The following is a 26,507-nucleotide window of genomic DNA, read 5'->3' as shown; positions in this document are numbered from 1 at the left end:
TGAAATAATTCCAAAATGAGAATCATATTCACTTTTCTATTAGGCTTAGCAACGATTGTTTTATCCGCACAAAACACTACAAAGCCAAATATTGTATTGATTTATGCCGATGATATTGGTATCGGCGACTTTTCCTGCTATGGAGCAATTGCCGTTAAAACACCTAATACCGACAGGCTTGCCAAAGAGGGTATTCAATTTATGAATGCGCATTCGGTGGCCTCTACCTGTACGCCATCGCGCTATAGTCTCTTTACAGGCGAATATGCATGGCGCCGAAAAGGAACAGGTATTGCAGCCGGTGATGCCGGAATGATTATCAAACCGCATCGGTACACATTGGCAAAAATGTTCAAGCAGGCCGGATATGTTACGGCTGCGGTAGGAAAATGGCATCTGGGATTGGGAGAGGAAACCGGTAAACAAGATTGGAATGGTCTTATTACGCCAGGACCTAAAGAAATTGGGTTTGACTACTCTTATATCATGGCGGCTACCGGCGACCGTGTACCATGCGTGTATGTGGAAAATCAACGAGTAGTAAATCTTGATCCTAAAGATTCTATTCAGGTGAGTTATGTGAAGAACTTTCCCGGCGAACCTACAGGAAAGGATAATCCTGAACTCTTGACCAAATTGAAGCCAAGTCACGGACACGATATGAGCATTGTAAACGGCATTTCCAGAATCGGATATATGAAAGGAGGTAAGTCGGCGCTTTGGGAGGATGAATCCATTGCAGACAGTATCACCACCCATGCCGTGCAGTTTATTGAGCAAAACAAGTCAAAACCTTTCTTTTTGTACTTTGGAACAAATGATATCCATGTACCACGCTATCCGCATCCTCGATTTGTAGGGAAAACCGATATGGGACCAAGAGGAGATGCCATTGTTCAGTTTGATTACTCAGTAGGGGAAGTTATCAAGGCGCTGGAAAGATGCGGTATCAGAGAAAATACCATTATCATTCTTACAAGCGATAACGGCCCCGTTGTGGATGATGGCTATCAAGACGAGGCAGTGCAGCGGCTCAAAAATCATAAACCTTGGGGACCATATCGCGGAGGCAAGTATAGCAATTTTGAAGCAGGCACAAGGGTACCCTTTATCGTGAACTGGGGCAATAAGCTTATTCCCCAAAAGTCCGAAGCATTAGTATCGCAAATAGATATGCTGGCATCTATGGCTCGATTGACAGGAGTGGATATATCTTCTGTGAAAGAACTGGATAGTGAGGATCAGCTGGATGCTTGGCTCGGACGTGACCGCAAGGGAAGAGAATATGTTATCGGTTTTGGTGGATCATTAACGGTACTAACACATGACTGGAAATATATAGAGCCTAATAAAGGACGCGTTTATAATCCGCTCACCAATACGGAGTTGGGTAATAATAGTGTGGAACAGTTATATGATATGCGTAAGGATAGAGGGGAGTATGATAATGTAGCGGAAGAGAACAAGATTATCGTAGGAATGATGAAAGAAATTTTACGAAAGGAAAAAGCAAAGGGAGTAGGTATGGACTTATAACCTACTCCCTTTTGCTCAAACTATAAACCCGAATTTATCTGCTGATATATTTTTTATAAATACTATAAAGCACTTTCTTGTCGTAATCCGTTAGTGATTTTGAAGTATCGTTTTGGATGTAGTGAGCTTTAAAGGCCCCAATTGCTGCGGCGGGATTACTAATATCATATCCGATGACACGCAGAGCCATAATGGGGTTGAAATCTGCCGGAGGTGTTTGTAAATTGTAAGGATCGTACCAGTAACCAAATCCGGCATCAGCCAATCTCTTCCATGGGAAATACTTACTGGGATCCTGCTTTCTTCCAGGCGCTATATCTCCATGCCCGATAAAATTGGCCTGTGGAATTCCATATTGTTCTTTAAGATGGCCTAATAATTTTATCAAGGCTGTAATTTGAGCATCAGGGTAAGGTTCGTTTCCATTGTTGTCAATCTCTATACCCAGACTACACGAATTCATGTCCGTTACGCCTCCCCAGCGACTGTTGCCGGCGTGCCAAGCCCGAACATAATCATTCAACATTTGATATACTGTGCCGTCGCGTCCTACCACATAATGTGCACTGGTTTGGGTGCGCGATATAGAAAACGTAAATAAAGTTTGCTCTGCAGAATTTTGTGCGGTATGATGCAGAATTACAAAATTGGGTTTTCTGATATTAAAATTCACCGATGCATACCAAGGTGCATTTACAGCCGGATTCTTCTTTTGTGAAGGGTTGAGGCTTATTTGCTTAATGATTTCATCAATATTCTTTTCGTAAGTAGGTTTGGCATAATATTGTATGCTATCTGTTATGAACTTATAATACTCACGGGATCTATATGGTAGCTGGGATGAATTAGTTGCTGTTATTGGTGGAGGTGTATATGTAGGTTGTGGCCTTTTGGGCCTGCTATTCGTATTGGGTTCTTCTGTTGGACGATTATTACGGGTTATCTGTTCAGGTCTTTTAAATACTGTTTGATTTTGCTGAGGGGCAGGACTAGTTTTCTCTACCGGCTGCTGTTGTGGAGTTTTTTGGGTAAGGACATTTGTTTTTTTCGGCACTGAACTACCACAGGCACACAAAAAAATCGTAAGAATAGCCGGTAATACTTTTTTTATAAACATTCTGTAATAGTCTTTCTTTGTTACTGTTCCTTTAACTTTTCTTAAATTAGTCCTAAGATATATCCGTTCTTAATGTGAAATTAACGAAAAACATCGTAACGGTATAACCGATAAACAAAATTGCGAAATAATAGAGAATATTTTAAGATTTCATTAATGCAATCTCCCCATAAAAAACACAATTTATGAAAGCACAATTTGGCATGATCGGATTAGGCACTATGGGCCGCAATCTGGTCTTGAATATTGCAGATCATGGCTTTGCCGCATGTGGCTATGATCGCAATGAAGAGCAAGCGCAAAGATTGATAGCTGAAGCAGGCTCTCGTCCGGTAACAGTAGCTACTTCATCGGAGGATTTGCTGAACCAATTGCAAACACCAAAAATTGTCATGCTTCTGGTACCCGCAGGAAAAGTAGTCGATTTGATAATCGAAGAATTATTACCCAATCTGGAGAAAGGAGATATTCTAATCGACGGAGGTAATTCGCATTATGTCGATACACAAAGGCGCTTTGACATTTTAAAAGACTCCGGAGTGCATTTTATAGGCATGGGTGTTTCCGGCGGTGAAAGCGGTGCTCGTTTCGGTCCCAGTATGATGCCCGGCGGAAATAAACAAAGTTATGAACAGGTGAAAGAAATTCTAGAGGCTATTGCTGCTCGCTACAACGGTGAGCCTTGTGTGGCTTATATGGGAAATGGAGCTGCAGGTCATTACATAAAAATGGTGCATAACGGAATTGAGTATGCTATAATGCAAATGATCAGCGAAGTGTACGGTCTGCTCAAAAAAATGGGATTGTCAAATGAAGCATTACATGATCTGTTTAGTGCTTGGAACGAAGGCGAGTTACAATCCTTTCTAGTAGAGATAACAGCCCGGATATTTAAAACAAAAGACCCCGAGACCGGCAACGACCTAGTAGATATGATTCTCGACAGAGCCCAGCAGAAAGGTACCGGCCTATGGACTTCACAAAGTGCACTGGAGTTGAGCGTGCCGACACCTACTATTGATGTTTCCGTCACGCAAAGATACCTCTCGGCTTTAAAGGAAGATAGGGTGCAACTCGCTCCTTTGTATCAACATACTTACACGCCTGATGTGGATCTAGAAGTATTAAAGAATGATTGTAAAAATGCACTTCATTTTGGTTGCATAATGGCTTATGCACAGGGATTATCATTACTAGCAGCAGCCTCCCAAGCACATCAGTATGCTATTGATATACCCACAGTAATAAAAGTGTGGCGAGCGGGTTGCATTATCCGATCCGCTTTGTTGAACCAATTGTATGAAGCTTATGAAAAAGATGCGAATCTTAAAACCGTAATTGGTTCGGATCTGTTTGTGCCCTTACTTACCGAAACTCGAAAAGGATTGGTAAACTTTCTTAAATCTAGTATGGATGTAGGGCTACCAGCGGCAGCACTTGCATCGGCTTTGTACTATTTTGATGCCTATGTTCAAGAACGTCTTCCGGCTAATTTAATACAGGCACAGAGAGATTACTTCGGTGCGCACACCTACGAAAGAATAGATCAACCGGGTAGCTTTCATACGGATTGGAATGTGTAAAATAAAGCATACATGATGTTCTCGCTCATACCTAAATTATTATTACATGAATTTGAAAAACACACCTGCTAACATTGTTATTTTCGGAGGCTTTGGAGATTTAGCCTGGCGCAAACTGATCCCGGCTTTTTATAACCTTTTTATTCATGATTATATGCCTAAACAGTTTGCTATATATGCCGTACATTACCAGGGATTGCCCGAAGGTGCATATGAAAAGCATATGCTCGAGGGCGTGAATTTATTTTCTCGGTCAGGCAAGGCCAAAAAGGAAGAATGGAAACGCTTTACTGATCACTTATACTTTTTTCAAGGCGATTTTACCATTGAAGATACTTACACACGTCTTAAAGAAAAGCTTGAAGCCAACGATGCAGAATGGAAAACGAGGGCTACAAGGCTTTTCTATTATTCTGTAGCGCCTAATTTTATCGAAACCATATCCTCATTTATATCGCAGTTCAATATTGCTGATAACAGACAAAAAGATCGCCTAGTAATAGAAAAGCCTTTCGGAACAGACCTCGCTTCAGCACGCGCATTGAATGAGCTGTTGAATAAATTGTTTTATGAAGATCAGATTTATCGTATAGACCATTATTTGGGTAAAGAAGTGGTTCAAAATATTGTAGCCTTCAGATTTGCGAATCATATATTCGAACCCTTATGGAATAATAAGTACATAGAACAAATTCAGATTAGTGTTACAGAAACGGTAAGTGTAGGAACGAGAGGTAGTTACTATGATAAAAGCGGGGCATTGCGTGATATGGTGCAGAACCATATGTTGCAGCTGCTTTCCTTGGTAGCCATGGATTGTCCGGGTAATTATGATGCTGAAAGCATTCGTCATCAGAAAGTGAAAGTGCTAAAGAAAGTGAGACCTTTTAACTCCGCCAGTGTGGCCCAACATGTGGTGAGGGCGCAATATACCAAAGGGGTTGTAAACGGAAAGCCTCAAGTAGGTTATAAGGAAGAGAATAATGTTTCTCGTAAATCTACTACCGAAACTTACGTATCTTTAAAATTGTATATTGATAATACAAGGTGGAAAGGAGTGCCTTTTTATCTGCGTACAGGAAAGTGTATGGATAAACAAGCTTCTGAAATTGTAGTGCAGTTTAAGGATACTCCGTACAAGATTTTTAAGGATGATGTTGTGCCCAACCGTCTTATAATCAGTATTCAACCTCGACAGCGCATCAGTCTGCTTTTTGAAGGGAAGGTGCCGGGATTAGAAATGAAGCTGATGCCGCTCGAAATGGACTTCAGCTATAAAAGGTCTTTTACAGATGAAGCACCGGAGGCTTACGAAACTTTATTGCTGGATGCCTTACATGGCGACGCTACGCAGTTTATTCGTGCAGATCAGGTAGAAACGGCATGGGCTATTGTCATGCCCATTCTGGATAATTGGGTAAAAGATAGCAGTGATATGAAAAAATACAAAGCTGGTAGCAGTGGACCTGTAGAAGCGGAGAATCTTTTTTCCGACGGAAAGGTAAAATGGCTTTCTTTGCCGGAAGAAATACTAGAACAACCAAAAAGTAGAAATAAAAATAAGAGATGAAACATTTAAAGTTAGTTTGGGAAAACGCAGAAGCACTGAGTGTAGCCGCTGCGCATTATTTTGTCGAAAGGTGTGCAAAGCATATTGCAGAAAAAGGAAGTTTTTCCGTATCGCTTTCGGGAGGCAGTACGCCTAAGCGATTGTATCAATTGCTGGCTACCCCAGCATTCTCACGAAACATAGACTGGAAAAAAGTTTTTCTTTTCTGGGGTGATGAACGTTTTGTACCTCACACACATGAGGAGAGCAATTATAAAATGGTGAAGGAGGCTTTACTGGATCATGTAAAAATCCCTAAGAAAAATGTATTTGCCGTTCCTACCAAAGGCGAAGCAAAAGATTGTGCCCTCCAGTATGAAAAAACTATTCAACAGGTTTTAGGCAAACAAATGCAGATAGACCTTACACTACTCGGCATGGGAGATGATGGACATACTTCTTCATTATTTCCAGGAACGGATGTACTGAGCGAAAAGAAGAAATTTATAAAAGAAGTGTGGGTAGAAAGCAAACAAACCTTCCGCATCAGTTCTACTTATCGTTTTATCAATAACAGTAAGGAAGTTATGTTTTTAGTAGCAGGTGCGGCTAAAGCTCCTGTACTGAAGTATATATTTGCCAAAAATGCTAAGGCAAAATACCCCGTGCAAGACGTAAATCTGAAAAAAGGAAATGCCATCTGGATGTTGGATGAAGCGGCAGCAGGGCTAATATAGCGGATTAAAAAACTGCTCCGGGAACTTAATCCTGGAGCAGTTTATTAATAGCTTGGTGAATTTTTTCAAATTCAAAGACCGCAATGGCTTGTTCCATTAATTCTCTGATTTCCGCATTACAAAGATTATATATAGATCCTTCGTGCGGATTTTTAACTTCTAATTGTTCCGGAGCTTGATAAGTACCGTCTTCCACGGAACGCCCCACTTGAACATATGCATCTCTAAAAGGCACTCCCTGCATTACCAGCTGATTCACTAGATCTACAGTAAACAGATATTTGTATTTTTCATCCTTCAACAGGTCTTCTTTGATCTCAATATGGCTCAGCATTAAGCCTGCCATATCGATACAGTCTTTCAGCGTTTTAAATGCCGGGAATAAATGCTCTTTTAGTAATTGTAAATCGCGATGATAACCCGAGGGTAGATTGGTGGTCATCATGCTGATTTCATTAGGCAAGGCCTTGATGCGATTGCAATAAGACCTGATGAGTTCAAAGACATCGGGATTTTTTTTATGTGGCATGATGCTACTACCTGTGGTAAGTTCGGCGGGAAAGCTTACAAAACTAAAATTTTGGTTCAGGTATAGCGTCATATCCATACTCAAGCGTGCCAAGGTATCCGCTACGTTGGCTAATGCTTGTGCTACAATTCTTTCTGCCTTGCCGCGTCCCATTTGGGCATATACTACATTATAATTGAGTGATGCGAAGCCTAGCAGCTCGGTAGTCATACGGCGATTGATAGGGAAGGAAGATCCGTACCCCGCTGCAGAGCCTAAGGGGTTGCGATTGACTACATCAAAAGCCGCTTTCAATGTTGTAACATCATCTACCAAACTTTCGGCATAAGCACCAAACCACAAACCAAATGAAGAAGGCATGGCCAATTGCAGGTGGGTATAACCCGGATATAAGTGGTTTTTGTATTTTTCACTTTGAGCCTGTAGCAATTCGAATAATGAAAAAATGGATTTTACCAACAATTCAATTTCGCTACGTAAAAACAGCTTGATATCTACCAGTACCTGGTCATTACGGCTGCGTGCACTATGTATTTTCTTGCCGGCATCACCCAGTTTTTGGGTGAGCAATAATTCTACTTGCGAATGGATATCTTCAACCTGAGCATCCAGCTTAAAGTTGCCGGCTTGAATATCTCTGTAAATTTCTTTTAAGGCTGATTGAAGTTTTTTTAGGTCATCTTTGGGTAGAAGTCCTACCGACTCCAACATTTGTATATGCGCCAACGATCCTATTACATCGAAGGGCGCTAAATACATATCCATTTCACGATCCTTCCCTACGGTGAAGACTTCTACTTCCTTAAGTGCTTGTATATCTTTCTGCCAGAGTTTCATAACTTGAACTTGTATGCCGACGTAAAGCTAAATGCTTATTGTCTGAGGTTGTTTATGGAAAACGTTCTTTTTATTTTGTAAAGGTATAAAGTTGCCAACAATGCTGCTAAGCTATTTATTGGTTTAGTGTCAATCGAATCAGTTCAATGTATTCCTTTATGCCCTGTTCTATTTCTGCTAAATAAATAAATTCATCTGCGGTATGACTTCTGGCACTGTCTCCCGGACCTATTTTAAGAGCAGGGAAAGGCATCAGTGCTTTGTCCGATGTAGTGGGCGATCCGTAATAAGTTTTCCCCATCGCCAATCCGGCTTTTACTACCGGATGATCCAATGAGATGGATGTTGAGCGTAAACGCGTAGAACGAGGCTGCACCTCACTTTGTACATTTTGACGTATCTCCGCGAGTACTTCTTCGAAAGTATAGAGCTCATTAACCCGTACATCTACCACATACTTGCAAATAGCGGGCACTACATTATGCGCTTTATTCTCGGTTTCGATGACGGTTACCGACATTTTATTGGGCCCCAACAACGAAGAAACCTTACTGAACTGGTAGTTCTGAAACCATTCAATGTCTTTCAAAGCTTTGTAAATGGCATTTTCGCCTTCGTTACGGGCTGCATGTCCAGCCTTGCCGCGGCTGGTGCAATCCAATACCATTAGACCACGTTCTGCTACGGCCATCTGCATGCCGGTAGGTTCTCCTACTATTGCGAAGTCTATGGCCGGTAAATCCTTGATTAAGCTTTCAACACCGTTATATCCCGAAATTTCTTCTTCCGCGCTTGCGGCCAGAATAATGTTATAAGTTAAATCTTCTTTATCGTAGAAATATTTAAATGCTGCAATGAGCGAAACTAAACACCCTCCTGCATCATTACTTCCTAATCCGAATAATTTACCATCTTTCTCAATAGGAGTAAAAGGATCTAAAGTATAATGAGAGTTGGGTTTTACTGTATCGTGATGAGAGTTCAACAACATGGTTGGCTTAGCAGAATCGAAGTGTTTATTCCGCGCTACAATGTTGTTGCCGTAGCGTGAGGTAGTAACTCCCCACTGCTCAAGATGCGATTTAATGATAGTGGCGGTCTGATCTTCTTCCTTACTAAAAGAAGGAGTTTGAATCAGCTGCTGTAATAAGTCTACGGCTTGTTGATATAATTCTTTCTCAAAACTCATTATTGAGTAATTAAAGTTCCTTCGGTGGAGGTGGTTGTATTTTTAATTAAATCCTTAGCGTCTCCAATTAGTACTTCGCTCACTCCGGCATCTATGGCAGCAAAAGCGTTATCAATTTTGGGCAAGATACCCTCAAATAACTTGTTTTCATTGAGCAGTTGCTGATATTTTTCTTTATTGATGTTTCGAATGACCGAATTGTCGTCGTTAACGTCTTCCAGCACGCCTTTCTTTTCAAAGCAATAAATGAGTCGTACTTTGTAAAATTGAGATAGGCTCACTGCTATCGCAGAAGCAATAGTGTCGGCATTGGTATTTAAAATATGTCCTTGTTCGTCATGCGTGAGCGGCGCAAAAACAGGAGTAAAGTCCTTTTCCAGCAAATGTTTGAGATTATCGGCTTGTAGCTGCTGTACATCAATATCTCCTACCCAACCAAAATCTACCGGTGAATCGTTGATGATTTTTACAGGGCGTTTTGTGGCGGGAATAATGTTGGCATCGGCGCCGGTTAAACCAATGGCGTTGGTGCGCAGTGCTTGCAGTTGGGCTACTATTTTTTTATTCACCAAACCACCGTATATCATCGTTACTACATCTATAGTGTTATCGTCGGTAATACGGCGTCCATTAATGTATTTCGATTCAATACCTAATTGTTCTCCTATTTTAGTGGCAATTTTTCCTCCGCCGTGTACCAATATTTTAGGAGCGTTAACGGCAGCAAAATCTTTCAAGAAGGCAGCAAGCGCGGTTTCGTTATCAATCACATTGCCGCCGATTTTTATGACAAAAAGTGTTTCTTGCTGTGTATTTACATTCATTCCCGAACTCATCATTATACTTTTATCATGAATGATTTTATGAGGCTTTACAAGTTTAATTGTGGGCTAAATCTTTATTGAAGTTGTAACAACTCTGACAGTACAGCCTGTGCAGCCCATACACGATTGCCGGCTTCCTGCGTTACAATACTATTGGGACCATCCAATACCGCACCGCTGAGTTCTACATTACGACGCACGGGTAGACAGTGCATTACTTTAGCATTATTGGTCAGTTGTAGTTTTTCGGGTGTTAACATCCATTCCGGATCACTATTATAAATCTTACCGTAATCGTTATAAGTGCTCCAATTTTTTACATACACATAATCAGCGTCTTTCAGTGCTTCGTTTTGGTCGTAAATGATGGGAGCGTTTCCGGTAAATTGCTTGTCAAGTTCGTAGTCTTTGGGATGTGTAACTACAAAGTCTACCTCGTTCCAAGCGTTCATCCATTGTGCAAAGCTATTGGCTACACACTGGGGTAAGGGTTTTACGTGTGGAGCCCAGGTTAGCACTACTTTAGGACGCTTACCTTCATTAAAGGGAGTATAAGTTTCTTTTATGGTCACCACATCGGTCAAGCTCTGCAAGGGGTGAAGCGTTGCACTTTCCAAGCTCACTACGGGTAGGCCGGAGTATTTTATAAACTGATTAATATAAAGCTCACTGTAATCGTCTTCTTTATTCACCAGTGAAGGGAAGGTACGAATAGCCAGAATGTCGAAGTACTTTCCGAAGATGGGTGCGGCATCTTTGATGTGTTCTACGGTTTTTCCGTTCATGATAGCATCTTCTTCGAATTCCAACTGCCAACCCTCACTCCCTACGTTGAATACAATAGCTTCCATCCCCAGATTCTGCGCTGCAATTTGCGTACTTAATCGGGTGCGCATGCTCGGGTTTAGAAATAAGCAGCCAATACGTTTATTTTCTCCCAGTTGTTTGTCGATAAAAGGATTGGCTTTGTAGTGTAATGCCTTATCTGCAAGGGCATTAATATCAGTAACGTCGTGTGCGCTGATGAAAGTATTGCTTTTTAGTAATGACATTTTCTAATTACAATTTCAATAGGTGATGTATAAAGCTCGATTTGGTGTAAAATTACCATTCAATTATATAAATATGGTTCGCTGGTGCAGCGAACCATATTGTATTCTTTGCAGATATATTGCCGATGATGAAATCTGCTTTGCTATATATCAATAGAAATCTATGCTTGCGCTGTTGCTGCTTCTTTGAGCGCGGCGATTTCGTTTTTAAGTGCGTCAATGAACTGCTGGGCATCCTTTTGTTTCAATGCCAAAGAAGGTAATAAACGAATGACATTAGGCTTGGCTTCGCCGGTAAATATTCTTTGATTGGTCAACAGGTTTTTTCTCAGTGGTGCCAATTCTTCCGGTACATCAAAGCCTATCATTAATCCTCTGCCGCGAACATTTTTTAGTTCGGGAATTGCCTTTAATTCATTTTGTAAATAGGTGCCCACTTCGGCCGCATTTTCCATGAGCTTTTCTTGCTGCATTACTTCCAGAACGGCCAATGCCGCTGCGCAGGCCAGGTGATTACCTCCGAAAGTAGTGCCCAGTTGAAAATGCTTGGGCTTAATGTGCGGGGCAAGAATAATAGCACCGATGGGGAATCCGTTGCCCATGCCTTTTGCCATAGAATAGATATCGGCATTTACGCCGGCATAATCATGGCTGAAAAACTTACCGGATCGACCGTAACCACACTGTACGGCATCTGCAATAAATACCGCACCATATTGATCGCACAAACGGCGGATAAGTTGCAGGAAGGATTCTGTAGCAACATTAATACCTCCAACTCCCTGAATGCCTTCGATGATTACAGCAGCAATTTCATTGCCATGCTTCGTAAAATGTGCTTCCAAAGCTGCTTCATCATTAAACGGCAGAAAAGTTACATTGTCTGTTTCGTTCACAGGTGCCACGTAGTTTTTATTATCGGTTACCGATACAGCTAAAGACGTGCGCCCATGAAAGGCTTTGGAAAACGCAACTACTTTCTTACGTCCCGTATGGAACGAAGCCATCTTCAGTGCATTCTCGTTGGCTTCGGCACCTGAGTTGCACAGGAACAATTGATAGTCTTCCTTGCCGGATACTTCTCCCAATTTTTTAGCCAATTCTACCTGCAAAGGATTCTGAACGGAATTGGAGTAAAAAGCTACTTTTTCCAGCTGATCTTCTATTCGTCGTACCCAGTGCGGATGTGTGTGTCCGATACTAATTACAGCGTGTCCACCGTAAAGGTCTAAATACTGATTGCCATCACTATCCCATACATAAGAATCTTTAGCTTTAACGATAGTGACATTGTTGAGCGGGTAAACGTCGAATAGATTCATCTTTTTAATTTGGAAAGAATGAAAAAATGCCCCTGATTAGTGGGGCACAAAATTACTAAAATATTGTTGGGCAAGCCGAAAATAATGTGAGTGATTAGTTAAGCATGCCAGGTTCTTTTTCGATGACGACATTTGGCTGTTGCTCCAGTGCTTGCCATCCTCCTATTACTACCCGCAAATTGTGAAATTCATGACGCTTAAGCAATGATGCAGCCAGAAATACTTCTTCGTCATTATTGCCTACTATATAAATATTATCGTGATCATCAATAGCAGAGAGACGCACCACATCGGTCATATCGGCCAGCGGCAGGTTGACAGACTCTTTTAGATGGCCACTGGCAAAGGTTAAAGGCGACCTGATGTCCATAATAACTAAGTTATCATCGTAAGGAAGATCCATCATGAGTTCATCTGCTTCTACATCTATGATAACATCTATGGGGTTTTGGGCATCCAGCCAAGATGCAAAACCGTGCTCCAGAAAACCAGCAATATTTTTAAACCCGGCATCCTGAATTAGCTTTAGGCTACTATCTTTTTCTTCGGGATAGCATACAACTAGTAAAGGCTCCTTTCCTTTAAAGAATTCGTAGTAGTCCTTGAACTTGATTCCTGATGCAACAAGAATACTATCTTTTATAAAGCCCTGTTTGAAATCCTTTACATCCCTAAGATCTACTATAGTGCAGCCTTGTGCAATATATTCCGCAAAAACATTCGCTGTAAGGGCTTGCATTTTTAAAAAGTATAATTTAATTAAGCTAATAACTCGTTTACAAATTTGTTCAGCTGCTTCATACGTTCCGTATTTACGGTGTAGTAAATAAACTTGCCGTTTCGCTCTGTTTTTACAAAGTCGGCTTTGCGCAAAATAGCTAGATGCTGAGATGCAACCGATTGCTCAATGCGTAATTTGACATAAATCTCTGTAACAGTTATTTTTTCCTGACTATCAATCAGTTTCAATATCTGCTGCCTGAGCTTGTGGTTGAAGGCACGAAGAATTAGCGCAGCTTTTTTCACAGCTAGTGTGTCTACTGTCAGTTGCTCTTCAGACTCATTTTTTTGCGTAAAAGCGATTTGATAGTTGCTCATTATAACCTATATGTTTAGGGGTTAGGGGATAAAAATAAAACTATATTTCGATATGTTAATATTTACGTGAATACATTTTTAATTGCCTGCTATATATGCATCCTTGACGTAGTAAGGCTGCTCATACGCAACATCCGCGAACTTTTTTTCATTATACAATCGAGTGGACAGCGGAATCATGTCATATGCATCGATATTCTTATATATAAAGCTAGCGTGATTATTTTCGATAATAGGTTCCAATTTCCGGGCTCCATTGCCTGTAAAAAGAATATGATGTGCACTGAGGGTGTCTGCGAAACTCTCCGCAGTTAAAATTGTTGCAAAAGGCTCCCTGTAAATATCCATATTTTTTTTAAATAATGCTGTAAACACCTCCATGCGGCGGGCATCAATCATAGGACAAATCAGTTCTTTTGCTGCTCCAGCCACAGCATAGGCCATGATTTCCAATGTATTAATGCAGATTAAAGGAACATTTAAAGCATAACACAATCCTTTTGCCGTAGCCAAGCCTACACGCAAACCGGTATAGGAACCGGGACCGTTACTTACTGCAATAGCACTAAGCTGTTGAGCTTGTAAATCGCTTTTTTTTAAGGCATTGTGTATAGCGTCGTGGAGCCATCCGGCTAGCGAATTACGCTCTTCATTTTTATCGAAAGCGATTACATCTTTGCCCCTGCAAATACAAAATGATCCCTGATCTACAGATGTATCGATATTTAATATTATCATTATACAAAAGAAATGAATAAAATCGATTGATTGAACTCTATATATAAATTTTTTTCTATAACGCAAACTATTGGGTAGAAGTTTATCTTCGTGCAAGAGAAATCTTAAAAAATTTTTAAATAGCTATGGAAAAATCTATTATAAACATCTCTGCAGCTCCGGCACCTATCGGTCCCTATAATCAGGCTGTTTTCGCTGGTGATACACTCTATATTTCCGGACAAATATGCTTGGATGCCGAAACCGGTGAACTTAAAAATGGCTCTTTAGAAGAAGAAACCCATCAGTGTATGAAAAACCTGAAAGCGATATTGAATGCAGCGGGATTGGGATTTGAAAATGTGGTGAAATCGACCATATTTATTACTGATATGAAGCAATTTTCGACCATAAATGAAGTTTATGGCCAATATTTCTCTGATAATTTCCCAGCACGAGAAACGGTTCAAGTGGCTGCGCTGCCGAAATTCGTGAATGTAGAAATCAGCATGATTGCCGTTCGGTAAGCCTATATCTCAGGAAGCATAAGCCGTCTTCTTTTGGAATAAATCCTTATAGCTACAACCAGCACTACACAAATAACAAGATCGAGATTGGTGGTGGTGCTGAGGTATTTGTTGAGAAGTATAAAAATAATACCTCCTATAGCGCAGGCGGTGGCATACAATTCACCCCTGCGCAAAAGCACGGGGGGGTAGCCGCAAAAGATATCAGCAATCAGTCCGCCAAAGGTGGCTGTTATTACGCCCATAATTAGGCTATAAAGCTCATTAGCCCCGTTCTGAATTGCTACTTCGATTCCTGCCGCGGTGAATAATCCCAGCCCAATAGCGTCTGTAAAAAATATAGTACGGCGGAAATTATTCAATCGATCTTTTACCAGAAAAGTAACGGTTGTGCCTGCAAATACCAGTGTAAAAGCCAGATTATCGTTGAGCCAAGTAAGGGGTCTTACTCCCAGTAATAAATCTCTCAAGGTTCCACCTCCATAAGCCGAAACAAAAGCTACTACCAGTCCGCCGAATACATCAAGACGAGCTCCGCGCGCTTTAAACGCTCCGGCAAGGGCAAATACAAATATTCCCAGATAGGTTATTACCGAAAGAAATGTCACTAAGCAAAGTTATACGCTCCGTGGATATTTATTTAGATTTGTGTAAATACTGATTCCAATGAAATATAACACCTTACTGATTGATGTGGAAAACGACATCTGCACGATAACCATCCATCGCCCCGAAAAGCTCAATGCTTTAAATGCCGAGGTATTGAAGGAGCTAGACCTGGCAATTGACGAGGTAATGCAATCCTCAGATATTCGCTCGGCGATCATTACGGGTAGTGGAGAAAAGGCTTTTGTAGCCGGTGCCGATATTTCGGAGTTTGCATCTTTAGATGCAGCAAGCGGAGAAGCGTATGCAAGAAGAGGGCAGTCGTTGTTTGAGAAAATAGAAAACAGTTCTAAAATAATAGTAGCTGCCGTGAATGGTTTTGCATTAGGAGGCGGTTGCGAGCTAGCTATGGCTTGTCACTTTCGAGTTGCAAGTGATAATGCTAAGTTTGGGCAGCCCGAAGTAAATCTGGGGCTGATACCGGGATTTGGAGGTACACAAAGACTTACGCAGCTGATAGGCAAGGGACGCGCGCTGGAACTGCTTGTAACGGGAAATATGATAGATGCTATTACGGCATTTAACTATGGATTAGTAAATCATGTAGTGTCGCGTGAGGAGTTATTGCTTAAAGCAAAATCAATACTAGCCGTTGTAAACGCTAAAGCGCCACTGGCTGTGGCTCGTTGTATTACGGCTGTTCAGCATGCTTACGAAGGAAATAAGCAAGGCTACAGTTATGAAGCCCGGGAGTTTGGCAAACTGCTTACTACAACCGATGCCAAAGAAGGTACCTCCGCATTTTTGGAAAAAAGAAAAGCTTTTTTTCAGGGTAAATAATTACTATACAATCTGTTCCCATTTACTCTTCATGTGTAAAGCATAAAGCACCTAAAAATGGAATAGGATTTGCATCTGTATTATTTAAAAGCACAACTAATGATGCCAATCCGCAATAATGGGTGCTATTGCTTTACTTTGGAAACTATCGATACCGTCGATATTTTCACTAAAGTGATGTACAAGCAGCTCATTGTACATAGTTTAAATCATTTTATCGACAGCAAGGGGCTGGTAGTGTATGGATGGTGCCTTATGACCAATAAATTATATGTGATTTGTGAGGCACAAACCAATAATTCTATCAAGGAAATAAAAGAACGTTTTGTAGAATTTACCCGCGAAAAAATAGTTGAAGCCGTAAAAGAAGAAGATACTCCACGCAATCAATGGATACTAAGGCATTTTCAAAACCTTACTTCTCCCTTGGGTAATACATCGGTATTATCATGCTGGGGTGAGGTAAGAACGATAGCCCAAATTAATCTTCGTCATCCCAATATCATGGCGGAGCATCTGGAGTATATACATATATTACCCGTAAAGGAAAGAATTGTTCAATACCCTGCCGATTATATCTATAGTTCGGCAAGAGACTATGTTGGGTTACCCGGCCTTGTTAAAGTCACCAAGCCCGCAGCCGTAGAGCAGGAATTATATGAAATAGAAAGTCGCAAAAGTGGATTTAGAAGAAGTTACAATTATTAAGGTCGCTACTCTTATTCATTTTATCCCTCGAGTCGTTCCTTCTACTATCCATTCCTATGCCCTGCATGCATGTACTATATTTGTAGTGTAGTAAAAATCTGTATTCATAGTATATGGCTCGTAGAAGGCGAGATGCAAATTATAATGGTCTGAAGTTGATAGCCGTGACGCTTTTTATAGGCCTATTAGTTATATGGGTTCTACGCTGGGATCATGCTCGCAGGGTGAAGTTTGCGCACTATGAAGCCTTTGGCATTGACTTACCGGTTCTTTATTCCATACATGGAATTGATGTTTCCCGCTATCAGAAGGAGATTCGCTGGAATATGGTAAAAGCAATGAATGTTGAAGGTGTAAGGATTGAATTTGCTTTTATGAAGGCTACAGAAGGTGAAGGACTCACCGATAGGTATTTTAAATACAATTGGAGACAAGCTAAAAAGCAGAAGATTACACGAGGAGCGTATCATTTTTTTCTGCCGGGGCAAGACCCAATTAAGCAGGCCAAACATTTTATCTCACGTGTAAAACTCGAGAAAGGCGATTTGCCACCTGTGCTGGATGCCGAACAAGCAGGCGTTTTACCTGTGAATGTATATCGCGCAAAGATCAGACAGTGGTTGCAAATGGTAGAAGCACATTATAAAGTAAAACCTATTATTTATACAAGCGCCGAGTTTTATAAAAAATATATGGGGCCTGAGTTTGATGAATATCCTTTGTGGGTGGCACATTATTATGAACGGAAAAGTCCACGTATCAATCGTACGTGGACTTTCTGGCAACATAATGACCGTGGGAATGTAAACGGTATTAATGCTTTTGTGGATTTTAATGTTTTTAATGGCGACTCGGCCACCTTTCAACAATTGTTATTGAAGTAATTTTTTACTTTCTCATAGGATAAAATGAAAGGCCAATGGAGAATATGAAGTTGCGAGATTCCACATTGTAGGTTTCGATATCGGGATAATCGACATATCTGCCTTTCTTAGTTCGTGAAGTAAATGGGTCCGATGCAAAGTTGAAACCAAAATCCAGTTTTAACCACTCATTGTTTCTAAAACCCGTTTGTAATAATACCGATGGTTCGAACAGTCCGAAAGTATGATTGCGGGCATGCTCATAACCTAATGAAATTTCTTCTTCGGTGGTATAATTGGTTTTAATATTGTTCAACTTTAATAAAGAAAATTTGGGAGCTATTGCCATGCGTAGATAATCGTTGAAGAAGAAGTTGAAGGAAGGAGTAAGATAGTATTTAATTAAATCTGCTTTGTAAGAGCGATATCTGGCTGCATCGTAAGGTAGCCCATTATCATCCGAAGACATACTTCCGAATCCCACACCCAACACACCGTTAAAGAAAACTTTTTCACTTTGCCCTATGGGTGTGAAAAAGCCAGCCCCAATGTCAAACATGCGCCTGTGATAGTTTACTTTACTGCGTGAACTAATTTTTAGGTCGTCATTATCGTACTTATCTTGTTCACGGCGATACATAGCGCCTGCTGTAATCATGAAGTGGTTGGTTACGGCTACGGCAGCCTGTCCGTCAAAACCCAATGAATGATCCAATGTTTCTCCCGTATCATTGTCATCAATCTTGCTGAATATTTTTGCGGGGTTACCAGCTCCTGCCACAGAAAATTTAAAATCTCCCTGTTCTTTAAAAAAAGCTGCATTGTGTACGGCCGGAGAATTGATGTAGCGCGGGTTAGAGCAAGAGGTAAAGAAAATTACAGCTGTTAAAACGAATAATACGTGATTCAGCAAAAAACGCCTTATGTTGTTCATGGTTAATGGTTTTACACATGCAAAGAAAAGAATAAATATATGAAATCAAGGAACCCAAATGATTGAGCAGTCCTGAAAAGCTCAAGGGCTTAAATCCATTCGCCGGCACCTTCTCTAATTACTTCAAAGCTATCATCAACACAGTTTACAATGGTAGAGGGTACACTACCGCCGATTCCACCATCAATTACAATATCTACAATGTTCTTATATTTTTCATAAATCAGTTCGGGATCGGTATAGTCTTCCACAAACTCTCCGGGCAAAGAAGTACTGAGTATAGGATGTCCCAATTCTCTTACAAGAGTTAAAGCTATTTTATTGTCAGGCACACGAAGACCGATGGTGTCTTTTTTGCTTTGCAGAATTTTCGGAACCTGTTTGCTAGCCGGTAAAATAAAAGTATAGGGACCGGGTAAGCATTCCTTGAGTTTACGGTAAGTGGTATTGGAAATTTGACGGGCAAAATCGCTGAGATGACTCAGATCACTACACACAAATGATAGCTGTGCTTTTTTAGGGTCGATATGTTTGATGCGGCAGATTTCTTGAACGGCTTTCACCTGATAAATATCACAGCCCAATCCGTAGATAGTATCTGTAGGATATACAATGATGCCTCCTCTTTTCAGCACATCAACTACCTGTTGTATCAGACGGTCCTGGGGATTTTGTGGATGAATGCGTAACAACATATCGCAAAATTTGCCAATGTTAAAAGGATAGAGGATAAATGGTCTTAGTCCTGTTAACTATAACAGCTAACTTTATGCCACTTCCCAGGTTTCCTTGCCACGCAACAGTGCATTTAAGTCCGGAGCTTTGCGGGCAATGGCATCTTCAATCTGCAGGGCCATCATTTCTTCATAGCAAGGTCTGTCTACAGCATAAAATACCCCAAAGGGTCTGGGTAAATGCCCATCCACGTGCGGATCATCAAAAATACGCGTGAGGATTTGTGCTTTGTAAAGGTCTTGCTCATCATGAATCCACAAATCATCGGCACTGTAATTTTCTCCCAAGGTGACTACTACGGGTTTAAGTCCGTCCAAGCGAATACCTTTGTTTCTTTCGGCACCGAAAATCAAGGGCTGGCCATGTTCTAGGAATAAGGTTTCATCGGCCTTAGTTGATTTTTCGGTGAAGATTTCGAATGCTCCGTCGTTAAAGATGTTGCAGTTTTGATAGATTTCAAGGAAAGAGGCTCCTTTGTGCTGATGAGAACGTATCAGCATCGCTTGGAGGTGCTTGGGGTCGCGATCCATGCTGCGAGCCACAAACGTAGCGTTTGCTCCCAGTGCTAGTGCTGCAGGATTAAAGGGATGGTCAATACTTCCAAACGGCGTTGATTTGGTAATTTTATGCTCCTCAGAGGTGGGGGAGTATTGCCCTTTAGTCAATCCATATATCTGATTGTTGAATATCAACAGATTTACATCTAGGTTGCGGCGCAGCAGGTGAATAGTATGGTTACCACCGATGCTCAATCCGTCGCCGTCACCGCTTACAATCCACACGCTCAGTTCGGGGCGCGACGCTTTCAAGCCTGTAGCAATGGCCGTAGCACGCCCGTGAATCGAGTGCATACCATATGTATTCATATAGTAAGGAAAACGGCTGCTACAACCGATTCCTGAAATAAATACAATATTCTCCTTTGGTATGCCGAGATTCGGCATAATTCTTTGTACTTGAGCTAAAATGGAATAGTCTCCACAGCCAGGGCACCAGCGTACTTCCTGGTCGGTAGCAAAATCCTTGGCTGTTAATGTAGGTGCTAAAACTTCTGACATCTTAATTAAATCGCGTGCAAAGGTACGACTAAAAAAAGTATTGTTTCTTATATTGACATTTGTATGACTTTTTGAGTATTTTGCCGTATGAGGAAGCATAAACTACCTATGGCCATCCTGCTCATATGCGGTTTCATTGCATTGGGGTTCGTAAACAGTTCTAGAGAACGGAATCTGAAAGTATTACCCGCCGATATCAGCGATGAGCGATTGGACAGCCTAATGCAAACCTATAATAAAGGCCTAGGGGTGACCTGTGACTTTTGCCATGTACATGAAATCCAAAACGGTGATACGATTTGGAATTTCGCTTCGGATGATCATCCTGTGAAGGAAGAGGCGCGCCGTATGATACGCCTGACCATTGATATCAATAAAACTTATTTTAATTATGACCCGAAGATGCACCCTGCGTATTTAAACAAGGTGAGTTGCAACTCCTGTCATAGAGGTAATGCTTATCCGGAGGAATAGCTTACAGGAAATATTTTTCTGCTTCAATCATTGCATGGGCAATTCTTCTACGCGCATCTTTTGTATTTACCGGATCAGCTTTGGTGAAGCGTTTGAGACCCATTAAAATCATGCGTTGTTCGTCGCCTTCGGCAAAAGCATTGATGGCGTCTTTTCCTTTTTTATTGAGTTTATCGGCCGCATCATATAAAAATGTACGCATAATGTCGATATAAACCGATGCATGGGCTTCACCTTTTGCTTCTACTATCTTCATTACGCGTAACAGTACGCTCTCGGCATGGAAGGTTTCAATAGCCATATCGGCTATGTTCATCAGTATTTCCTGTTCGTTTTCGATTTGCATCATCAGCTTTTGCACTGCGGCGCCGGCCACCATCAGTATGGCTTTTTTGAAATTGGCGATTAACTTTTGTTCGGCGGCAAAAAGGCCTTCATCCTCTGCGCCGAAATCGGGAATACTCATGAGTTCGCTCTGCACTTGCATGGCTGGACCCATTAAATTCAAGCGTCCTTTCATGGCACGCTTCAACGTCATGTCCAGAATAAGTAGACGATTGATTTCATTGGTGCCTTCATAAATTCGGTTAATACGGCTGTCTCGATAAGCGCGAGAGATGTTGTATTCGGCACTAAATCCATTACCGCCATGGATTTGCACGCCTTCGTCAACTACGAAGTCCAGCAATTCACTACCGTATACCTTCAGGATAGCGCATTCTATGGCATATTCTTCCGCAGCACCTAGTAAGGCTTCGTTAAACGGTTTACCTTCGGCAAGAAGTTGTTTTTCCAGATTGTCAATCCATTTAGCGGTACGATAAAGGGCCGATTCGGCCGCAAAGATGCGAATAGCCATTTCGGCGATTTTATGTTGGATAGCACCAAAGTTGGCAATGGGCTGTTTAAACTGTTCGCGGGTTTTGGCATATGCTACGCTGGTTTGAAACGCTTTTTTGGCGCCACCTAAAGCCGCTGCACATAATTTGAGTCTGCCGATATTAAGAATATTGAAAGCAATTTTATGGCCTTTGCCAATTTCACCCAATACGTTTTCCACAGGTACTTTCGCATCTTGGAAATATAATTGCACAGTGGAAGAGCCTTTAATGCCCATTTTTTGTTCTTCGGAGCCTTGAGTAAAACCCTCCGTATCGCGTTCTACAATAAAGCCGGTGAATTTATCGCCGTCAATCTTTGCAAATACAGTATATACTTGTGCAAAACCTCCATTGGTAATCCAGCACTTCTGTCCGTTGAGAATATAATATTTACCGTCCTCACTCAGTTTTGCAACGGTTTTGGAGCTGAGGGCATCACTGCCCGCATTAGGCTCTGTCAAACCGTATGCACCGGCCCATTCGCCCGTAAGTAACTTAGGAAGATATTTTTGCTTTTGCTCTTCGTTTCCAAAGTAAAGAATGGGTAATGTGCCAATTCCTGTATGTGCTGCAATGGCAACGGAGAAAGAATGTCCTGCACCTAGATACTCGTTAATAATGGTCGAAGTGACAAAATCTTTTCCTAGCCCGCCGTATTCTTCAGGGAAAGAGGCTGCTAGCAGTCCCTGTTCGCCAGCCTTTTGCACCAAAGAGGCCATCAGGCCTTCTTTCATACTATCAATTTCATCCAGTCTGGTCAATATCTCCGTTTCTAGAAACTGAGTACACATGTCGCGAATCATCAGTTCTTCTTCATTAAAGTCTTCACAGGTATAGGTGGCAGCTGGCTGAGATGTTGTGATGAGCCATTCAGCTCCTTTTATAGGGGCAGTGTTTTCTGTAGTGGTACTCATGATGAAGTTTTTTTATTGTGATGAACAATATGCATGAAATATAGATCAGAAGCTACTTCAGGTTTTCGTATACCTGTTTCAATACCACTTTACACACTTCAATATGGGCGGCACTGACTCCTTCTAGTGCTTCATCTACTGTTTCAGCGGCAAGCTTGTAACAGATGTCCTGCAGGTTTTTTGCTTTTTCGGTAAGTACAATCAGGTTTTTACGCCTGTCCGTAGCAGCTGTAATGCGCTTCACTAGTCCTGCTTTCTCCAAATTGTCTACCAGTCGTGTCATGCTCGGCTTGTCTCGAAAAGTAGCCTTACAAAGCTCTTGCTGACTTATGCCATCTTCTTTCCATAAGTGATACAGTACGCTCCATTGTTCTATAGTAACATTTACGCCAGCATTATTAAACTTCTTTTGCAATCGTCGGGCAATGGCTGTGCTGGCAACACCTGTTATGAAGCTGTATAGCTCACTTTTCTTAAATTGGTTGTTTGGCATATAGTTGTTTTAGCAACTAATTAAAGTTAATAACATTTCCTTACAGCAAAAAGCGAAACTTGATTTATTGATTTTGCTTAAGAATCTGCCTTCTTTGAAATGTGTTAGGATGTCGAATTATTACCGTATACCTTTAGTTTTGTAGAGATGATATACTGGGTAGGCATTATATGGTTGTTATTTGTGTTTTATGCTGTTGTAATATTTTATTACAATCGTGTATGGCGTAAAGTGAAGGATTTTGTACCAGCAAATGCAGCTCAGGGTGTTCGCTTTTCGGTGATTATTCCGGCGAGAAATGAAGAAAAGAACATAGGGCGATTACTCGAAAGCCTAAATCGGCAGACATACCCCCGAGAGTTTTTTGAGGTAATTGTGGTAGATGACCATTCGACCGACAAAACAGCTGAAATCGTTCGCAGTTTCGAACATGTTAGACTTATTCAATTACAGGACGATGGCATCAATTCTTATAAAAAGAAAGCCATAGAAACCGGAATTGCAGGGGCCAACAATGAATGGATTGTATGTACCGATGCCGATTGTAAGGTGCCACTCCAGTGGCTACAAACATTTGCATCCTTCATCGTCGAAAAAAATCCTGTATTTATTGCTGCGCCTGTAACTTTTTTTCCCTTTGCCTCCGAACAGAATAAAATACTACATACTTTTCAAACCCTTGATTTCTTGACCCTTCAGGGCATTACGGCCGCATCCGTATCAGCACGTAAGCATAACATGTGCAATGGAGCCAATCTCGCGTATAAACGACAGGTGTTTTATGAAGTGAATGGTTTTAGGGGTATCGATAATATTGCATCGGGAGACGATATGTTGCTGATGCATAAAGTATGGAAGCAGTATCCCGATGGGGTTCATTATCTGAAATCAGAGCGTGCTATAGTGGAAACCGAGACGGCCCCCACATGGAAAGCATTCTTTAATCAGCGTATACGATGGGCCAGTAAGACGAAAAACTATGATGACAAAAGAATTATTGTAGTACTAGTATTAGTTTACTTGTTTAACTTGTCTTTTCTGATACTGCTGTGTGCTTCCTTTTTCAATCCTTTTTATTTGTATGTGCTGATTGTTTTATGGATATTGAAAACTGCAGTGGAGTTTCCTTTTGTGACAGCCGTAAGTAAATTTTTCGGTCATGAAAATTTGATGAGATCCTTTTTCATTTTTCAACCCCTCCATATCGCATATACAATTATTGCTGGTTTTTTAGGAAGTTTTGGAAAATACGAATGGAAAGGACGAAAGGTGAGGTGATATTTTTTAAAGATGGATGCACAGCGAACGGCAATTTGAAATACATTTGGCATAATGAGGAGTTTTTTCAATAGTCCCACATGGCGAAGGCTTAAAAAAAACAAAGGAGCTCTCGGGGGGCTGATTGTTATCATTATTTCCGTAATCGTTGCAGTTTTCTGCTATTTCATAGCACCGGATGCATCTCCGTATGCTAACAGAATTATTTTGGAAATAGGCGGACAAAAGCCCGGATTTGAGAAACCTTTTCTGTTGGTTAGAAAAGAAAAGCCCCAACAGGTGAGTTTTTTCAAAAGATTGGTGTATGGTAAGCCCGATGTATACGATTATATTCCTATCAATAGTTTTTCCGAAACGAAAGATAGCGTTATTGCATTTAGGTATATAGATGAAGATGTAAGTGAACGAATAAGCTACGCCAAAGCGGCACTGGCTGTACGCCCCGTGGTTACACATACTTATTGGCTGGGTACCGATAGTTATGGAAGGGATATTTTAAGCAGACTTATTGTAGGCACGCGTGTAAGTTTGAGTGTGGGTATGATTACGGTACTCATTTCAATCAGCATTGGGCTGGTATTGGGTTCGCTAGCCGGTTTTTATCGTGGCTGGGTGGATGAAGTAATCATGTGGTTCATTAATGTCATTTGGAGTATTCCTACGCTGTTACTAGTATTTGCGATTACGCTTGCATTGGGTAAAGGTTTTTGGCAAGTGTTTATTGCAGTGGGACTAACCATGTGGGTGAATGTGGCGCGACTTGTAAGGGGTCAGGTGTTGGCCGTTCGTGAACTTGAATATGTGGAAGCCGCACGCGCGTTGGGTTTTAGGGATATGCGTATTATCGCAAAACATATTTGGCCCAATATTGTAGGGCCGGTATTGGTAATTGCAGCTGCTAATTTTGCTTCGGCAATAGTTATTGAAGCCGGCCTTAGCTTTTTAGGAGTAGGGGTGCAGCCTCCTATGCCTAGTTGGGGGCTTATGATAAAGGAAAACTATAATTTTATCATTACTCAAAACCCTATGCTGGCGCTGGCGCCGGGCTTTGCCATCATGTTATTGGTGCTTGCGTTTAACCTTTTGGGTAACGGATTACGTGATGCACTAAACGTAAAAGGACGTTTATAAAAAACGGATGGCTATCTCATCCGTTCTCCATTCGATACTAAAATAATCCATCCGTACTTAAATATCTTTCTCCGGTATCGTAGTTAAAAGTGAGAATCCGCGCACCTGGGGGAATTTCGGGAAGTTTTTTAGCTATAGCCGCCAATGCCGCTCCAGTAGAAATTCCGGCCAGAATGCCTTCCCGCTTCGCTAGTTGGCGGGCATAGTCAAAGGCTTCATCTTTTCCTATAGTGATCGCTCCGTCTAATATTGTAGTATTAAGAATTGCCGGAATAAATCCTGCCCCGAGTCCCTGAAGAGGATGCGCCCCAGGCGCCCCTCCGCTGATGACGGGCGACAGCTCCGGTTCTACTGCAAATACTTTAAGATGGGGGAATTGCTTTTTCAATATTTCAGCTACTCCTGTGATATGGCCTCCGGTACCAACACCCGTGATGAGATAATCAAAACCTTCGGGAAAATCATTTAATATTTCCTGCGCGGTTGCTTTGCGATGTATTTCGGTATTCGCTTCATTATTGAACTGCTGGGGAATCCAAGCCTGAGGAATGGTGTTTGCCAATTCTCTAGCTTTTTCAATGGCTCCTGTCATGCCTCTTTCGCGAGGGGTCAATACAAACTCGGCACCGTATACACTCATGAGCTTTCTACGCTCCACGCTCATACTTTCGGGCATTACCAGTATAAGTTTGTATCCTTTTACGGCGGCCACCAATGCTAGGCCAATACCCGTATTACCACTGGTAGGTTCGATAATTACAGAATCGTTCTTCAACCAACCTTTTCGCTCGGCATCTTCAATCATGGACAAAGCGATGCGGTCTTTAATACTACCTCCAGGATTTGCTCTCTCCAGTTTCATCCAGACCTCATATGCGCTGTCGAAAAGTTTAGAGATTTTTACGTGAGGGGTATTGCCAATGGTCTGTAATATATTTAGAGCTTTCAATTTCTTTTATGGTTTGAAAAATTGAA

27 protein-coding genes are annotated in these 26,507 nt (G+C 41.4%); 11 read left to right on the top strand and 16 right to left on the bottom strand.

All coding sequences use genetic code 11. The annotated features are described in order from the left end of the window. Window positions 1–15 precede the first annotated feature (15 nt). The gene (locus PIECOFPK_RS01640; protein WP_330974608.1) at window positions 16–1,536 is read left to right on the top strand and encodes a sulfatase-like hydrolase/transferase; all 1,521 of its coding nucleotides are present in this window, start codon (window positions 16–18) and stop codon (window positions 1,534–1,536) included. A 34-nt stretch (window positions 1,537–1,570) separates the two neighbouring features. On the opposite strand, the gene PIECOFPK_RS01635 is transcribed toward PIECOFPK_RS01640, so the two are convergent. Beyond that, window positions 1,571–2,653, bottom strand: a complete 1,083-nt coding sequence (locus PIECOFPK_RS01635) for an N-acetylmuramoyl-L-alanine amidase (protein ID WP_409966357.1) — start codon at window positions 2,651–2,653, stop codon at window positions 1,571–1,573. Window positions 2,654–2,838: 185 nt separating this feature from the next. Here PIECOFPK_RS01635 and gndA point away from each other — a divergent pair, with 185 nt between their 5' ends. From gndA to pgl, 3 genes are read left to right on the top strand one after another with little or no spacing between them, the layout of a single operon-like run. Further along, window positions 2,839–4,236 (top strand): NADP-dependent phosphogluconate dehydrogenase, encoded by a 1,398-nt coding sequence (gene gndA, locus PIECOFPK_RS01630; protein ID WP_409966356.1) that lies wholly within the window; start codon window positions 2,839–2,841, stop codon window positions 4,234–4,236. Between the two features lie 46 nt (window positions 4,237–4,282). Next, window positions 4,283–5,806 (top strand): glucose-6-phosphate dehydrogenase, encoded by a 1,524-nt coding sequence (zwf, locus tag PIECOFPK_RS01625; RefSeq protein ID WP_409966355.1) that lies wholly within the window; start codon window positions 4,283–4,285, stop codon window positions 5,804–5,806. Beyond that, window positions 5,803–6,522 (top strand): 6-phosphogluconolactonase, encoded by a 720-nt coding sequence (gene pgl / locus PIECOFPK_RS01620; RefSeq protein ID WP_409966354.1) that lies wholly within the window; start codon window positions 5,803–5,805, stop codon window positions 6,520–6,522. Before zwf ends, pgl begins: the two co-directional genes overlap by 4 nt. A gap of 25 nt (window positions 6,523–6,547) precedes the next feature. Here the strand turns inward: pgl and argH are convergent, their stop codons facing one another. The 8 genes from argH to tsaB form a co-directional block, all read right to left on the bottom strand. After that, entirely contained in the window at window positions 6,548–7,888 is a 1,341-nt protein-coding gene (argH, locus tag PIECOFPK_RS01615; RefSeq protein ID WP_330974603.1) for an argininosuccinate lyase, read from the bottom strand. A gap of 115 nt (window positions 7,889–8,003) precedes the next feature. Beyond that, window positions 8,004–9,077: a M20 family metallo-hydrolase gene (locus PIECOFPK_RS01610; RefSeq protein WP_330974602.1), complete on the bottom strand. Its 1,074-nt coding sequence runs from the start codon at window positions 9,075–9,077 to the stop codon at window positions 8,004–8,006. Continuing rightward, the gene (gene argB, locus PIECOFPK_RS01605; RefSeq protein ID WP_409966353.1) at window positions 9,077–9,901 is read right to left on the bottom strand and encodes an acetylglutamate kinase; all 825 of its coding nucleotides are present in this window, start codon (window positions 9,899–9,901) and stop codon (window positions 9,077–9,079) included. Before argB ends, PIECOFPK_RS01610 begins: the two co-directional genes overlap by 1 nt. Window positions 9,902–9,975: 74 nt before the next feature. Beyond that, window positions 9,976–10,953, bottom strand: coding sequence for an acetylornithine carbamoyltransferase (locus PIECOFPK_RS01600; protein WP_330974600.1), 978 nt, complete (start codon window positions 10,951–10,953; stop codon window positions 9,976–9,978). A 161-nt stretch (window positions 10,954–11,114) separates the two neighbouring features. After that, entirely contained in the window at window positions 11,115–12,275 is a 1,161-nt protein-coding gene (locus PIECOFPK_RS01595; RefSeq protein WP_409966352.1) for an aspartate aminotransferase family protein, read from the bottom strand. A gap of 94 nt (window positions 12,276–12,369) precedes the next feature. Beyond that, the gene (locus tag PIECOFPK_RS01590) at window positions 12,370–13,014 is read right to left on the bottom strand and encodes a rhodanese-like domain-containing protein (protein ID WP_330974598.1); all 645 of its coding nucleotides are present in this window, start codon (window positions 13,012–13,014) and stop codon (window positions 12,370–12,372) included. A 20-nt stretch (window positions 13,015–13,034) separates the two neighbouring features. Then, window positions 13,035–13,373: an ArsR/SmtB family transcription factor gene (locus tag PIECOFPK_RS01585; RefSeq protein ID WP_330974597.1), complete on the bottom strand. Its 339-nt coding sequence runs from the start codon at window positions 13,371–13,373 to the stop codon at window positions 13,035–13,037. Between the two features lie 78 nt (window positions 13,374–13,451). Continuing rightward, window positions 13,452–14,111, bottom strand: coding sequence for a tRNA (adenosine(37)-N6)-threonylcarbamoyltransferase complex dimerization subunit type 1 TsaB (gene tsaB, locus PIECOFPK_RS01580; RefSeq protein WP_330974596.1), 660 nt, complete (start codon window positions 14,109–14,111; stop codon window positions 13,452–13,454). A gap of 125 nt (window positions 14,112–14,236) precedes the next feature. Here tsaB and PIECOFPK_RS01575 point away from each other — a divergent pair, with 125 nt between their 5' ends. Continuing rightward, window positions 14,237–14,617, top strand: a complete 381-nt coding sequence (locus PIECOFPK_RS01575) for a RidA family protein (RefSeq protein WP_409966351.1) — start codon at window positions 14,237–14,239, stop codon at window positions 14,615–14,617. Window positions 14,618–14,619: 2 nt separating this feature from the next. Here the strand turns inward: PIECOFPK_RS01575 and PIECOFPK_RS01570 are convergent, their stop codons facing one another. After that, entirely contained in the window at window positions 14,620–15,225 is a 606-nt protein-coding gene (locus tag PIECOFPK_RS01570; RefSeq protein WP_330974594.1) for a trimeric intracellular cation channel family protein, read from the bottom strand. 58 nt (window positions 15,226–15,283) lie between these two features. On the opposite strand from PIECOFPK_RS01570, the gene PIECOFPK_RS01565 reads away from it, so the two are divergent. From PIECOFPK_RS01565 to PIECOFPK_RS01555, 3 genes are all read left to right on the top strand, one after another. Continuing rightward, window positions 15,284–16,063 carry an enoyl-CoA hydratase/isomerase family protein gene (locus PIECOFPK_RS01565; protein ID WP_330974593.1) on the top strand — a complete coding sequence of 260 codons (780 nt, stop codon included), beginning with the start codon at window positions 15,284–15,286 and terminating at the stop codon, window positions 16,061–16,063. Window positions 16,064–16,162: 99 nt separating this feature from the next. Further along, window positions 16,163–16,771, top strand: a complete 609-nt coding sequence (locus PIECOFPK_RS01560; RefSeq protein ID WP_330974592.1) for a hypothetical protein — start codon at window positions 16,163–16,165, stop codon at window positions 16,769–16,771. A 113-nt stretch (window positions 16,772–16,884) separates the two neighbouring features. Beyond that, window positions 16,885–17,655 carry a glycoside hydrolase family 25 protein gene (locus PIECOFPK_RS01555; protein WP_330974591.1) on the top strand — a complete coding sequence of 257 codons (771 nt, stop codon included), beginning with the start codon at window positions 16,885–16,887 and terminating at the stop codon, window positions 17,653–17,655. Between the two features lie 4 nt (window positions 17,656–17,659). Here the strand turns inward: PIECOFPK_RS01555 and PIECOFPK_RS01550 are convergent, their stop codons facing one another. From PIECOFPK_RS01550 to PIECOFPK_RS01540, 3 genes are all read right to left on the bottom strand, one after another. Continuing rightward, complete coding sequence (locus PIECOFPK_RS01550; protein WP_330974590.1) at window positions 17,660–18,568, bottom strand: hypothetical protein; 909 nt, start codon at window positions 18,566–18,568, stop codon at window positions 17,660–17,662. Window positions 18,569–18,657: 89 nt separating this feature from the next. Next, window positions 18,658–19,263 carry an L-threonylcarbamoyladenylate synthase gene (locus PIECOFPK_RS01545; protein WP_330974589.1) on the bottom strand — a complete coding sequence of 202 codons (606 nt, stop codon included), beginning with the start codon at window positions 19,261–19,263 and terminating at the stop codon, window positions 18,658–18,660. A 72-nt stretch (window positions 19,264–19,335) separates the two neighbouring features. Next, window positions 19,336–20,361, bottom strand: coding sequence for a 2-oxoacid:ferredoxin oxidoreductase subunit beta (locus tag PIECOFPK_RS01540; protein ID WP_330974588.1), 1,026 nt, complete (start codon window positions 20,359–20,361; stop codon window positions 19,336–19,338). An 87-nt stretch (window positions 20,362–20,448) separates the two neighbouring features. On the opposite strand from PIECOFPK_RS01540, the gene PIECOFPK_RS01535 reads away from it, so the two are divergent. After that, window positions 20,449–20,835: a c-type cytochrome gene (locus PIECOFPK_RS01535; protein ID WP_409966350.1), complete on the top strand. Its 387-nt coding sequence runs from the start codon at window positions 20,449–20,451 to the stop codon at window positions 20,833–20,835. 1 nt (window position 20,836) lies between these two features. Here PIECOFPK_RS01535 and PIECOFPK_RS01530 read toward each other — a convergent pair whose 3' ends face one another. Both PIECOFPK_RS01530 and PIECOFPK_RS01525 read right to left on the bottom strand, forming a co-directional pair. Further along, window positions 20,837–22,630, bottom strand: coding sequence for an acyl-CoA dehydrogenase family protein (locus tag PIECOFPK_RS01530; protein WP_330974586.1), 1,794 nt, complete (start codon window positions 22,628–22,630; stop codon window positions 20,837–20,839). A gap of 52 nt (window positions 22,631–22,682) precedes the next feature. Then, window positions 22,683–23,123 (bottom strand): MarR family winged helix-turn-helix transcriptional regulator, encoded by a 441-nt coding sequence (locus tag PIECOFPK_RS01525; RefSeq protein ID WP_330974585.1) that lies wholly within the window; start codon window positions 23,121–23,123, stop codon window positions 22,683–22,685. A gap of 147 nt (window positions 23,124–23,270) precedes the next feature. Here PIECOFPK_RS01525 and PIECOFPK_RS01520 point away from each other — a divergent pair, with 147 nt between their 5' ends. Together PIECOFPK_RS01520 and PIECOFPK_RS01515 are read left to right on the top strand one after the other, a co-directional pair. Continuing rightward, on the top strand, window positions 23,271–24,401 hold the full coding sequence (locus PIECOFPK_RS01520) for a glycosyltransferase family 2 protein (RefSeq protein ID WP_330974584.1): 1,131 nt from the start codon (window positions 23,271–23,273) through the stop codon (window positions 24,399–24,401). A 54-nt stretch (window positions 24,402–24,455) separates the two neighbouring features. Continuing rightward, window positions 24,456–25,532 carry an ABC transporter permease gene (locus PIECOFPK_RS01515; protein WP_409966349.1) on the top strand — a complete coding sequence of 359 codons (1,077 nt, stop codon included), beginning with the start codon at window positions 24,456–24,458 and terminating at the stop codon, window positions 25,530–25,532. Between the two features lie 37 nt (window positions 25,533–25,569). Here the strand turns inward: PIECOFPK_RS01515 and cysK are convergent, their stop codons facing one another. Further along, complete coding sequence (gene cysK, locus PIECOFPK_RS01510) at window positions 25,570–26,481, bottom strand: cysteine synthase A (RefSeq protein ID WP_330974582.1); 912 nt, start codon at window positions 26,479–26,481, stop codon at window positions 25,570–25,572. Between the last annotated feature and the right edge of the window lie 26 nt (window positions 26,482–26,507).

The organism is Chitinophagaceae bacterium C216 (assembly GCA_028485475.2).
Taxonomy (GTDB): domain Bacteria; phylum Bacteroidota; class Bacteroidia; order Chitinophagales; family Chitinophagaceae; genus Niabella; species Niabella composti.
This window is presented reverse-complemented; position numbering and strand designations above follow the sequence as displayed.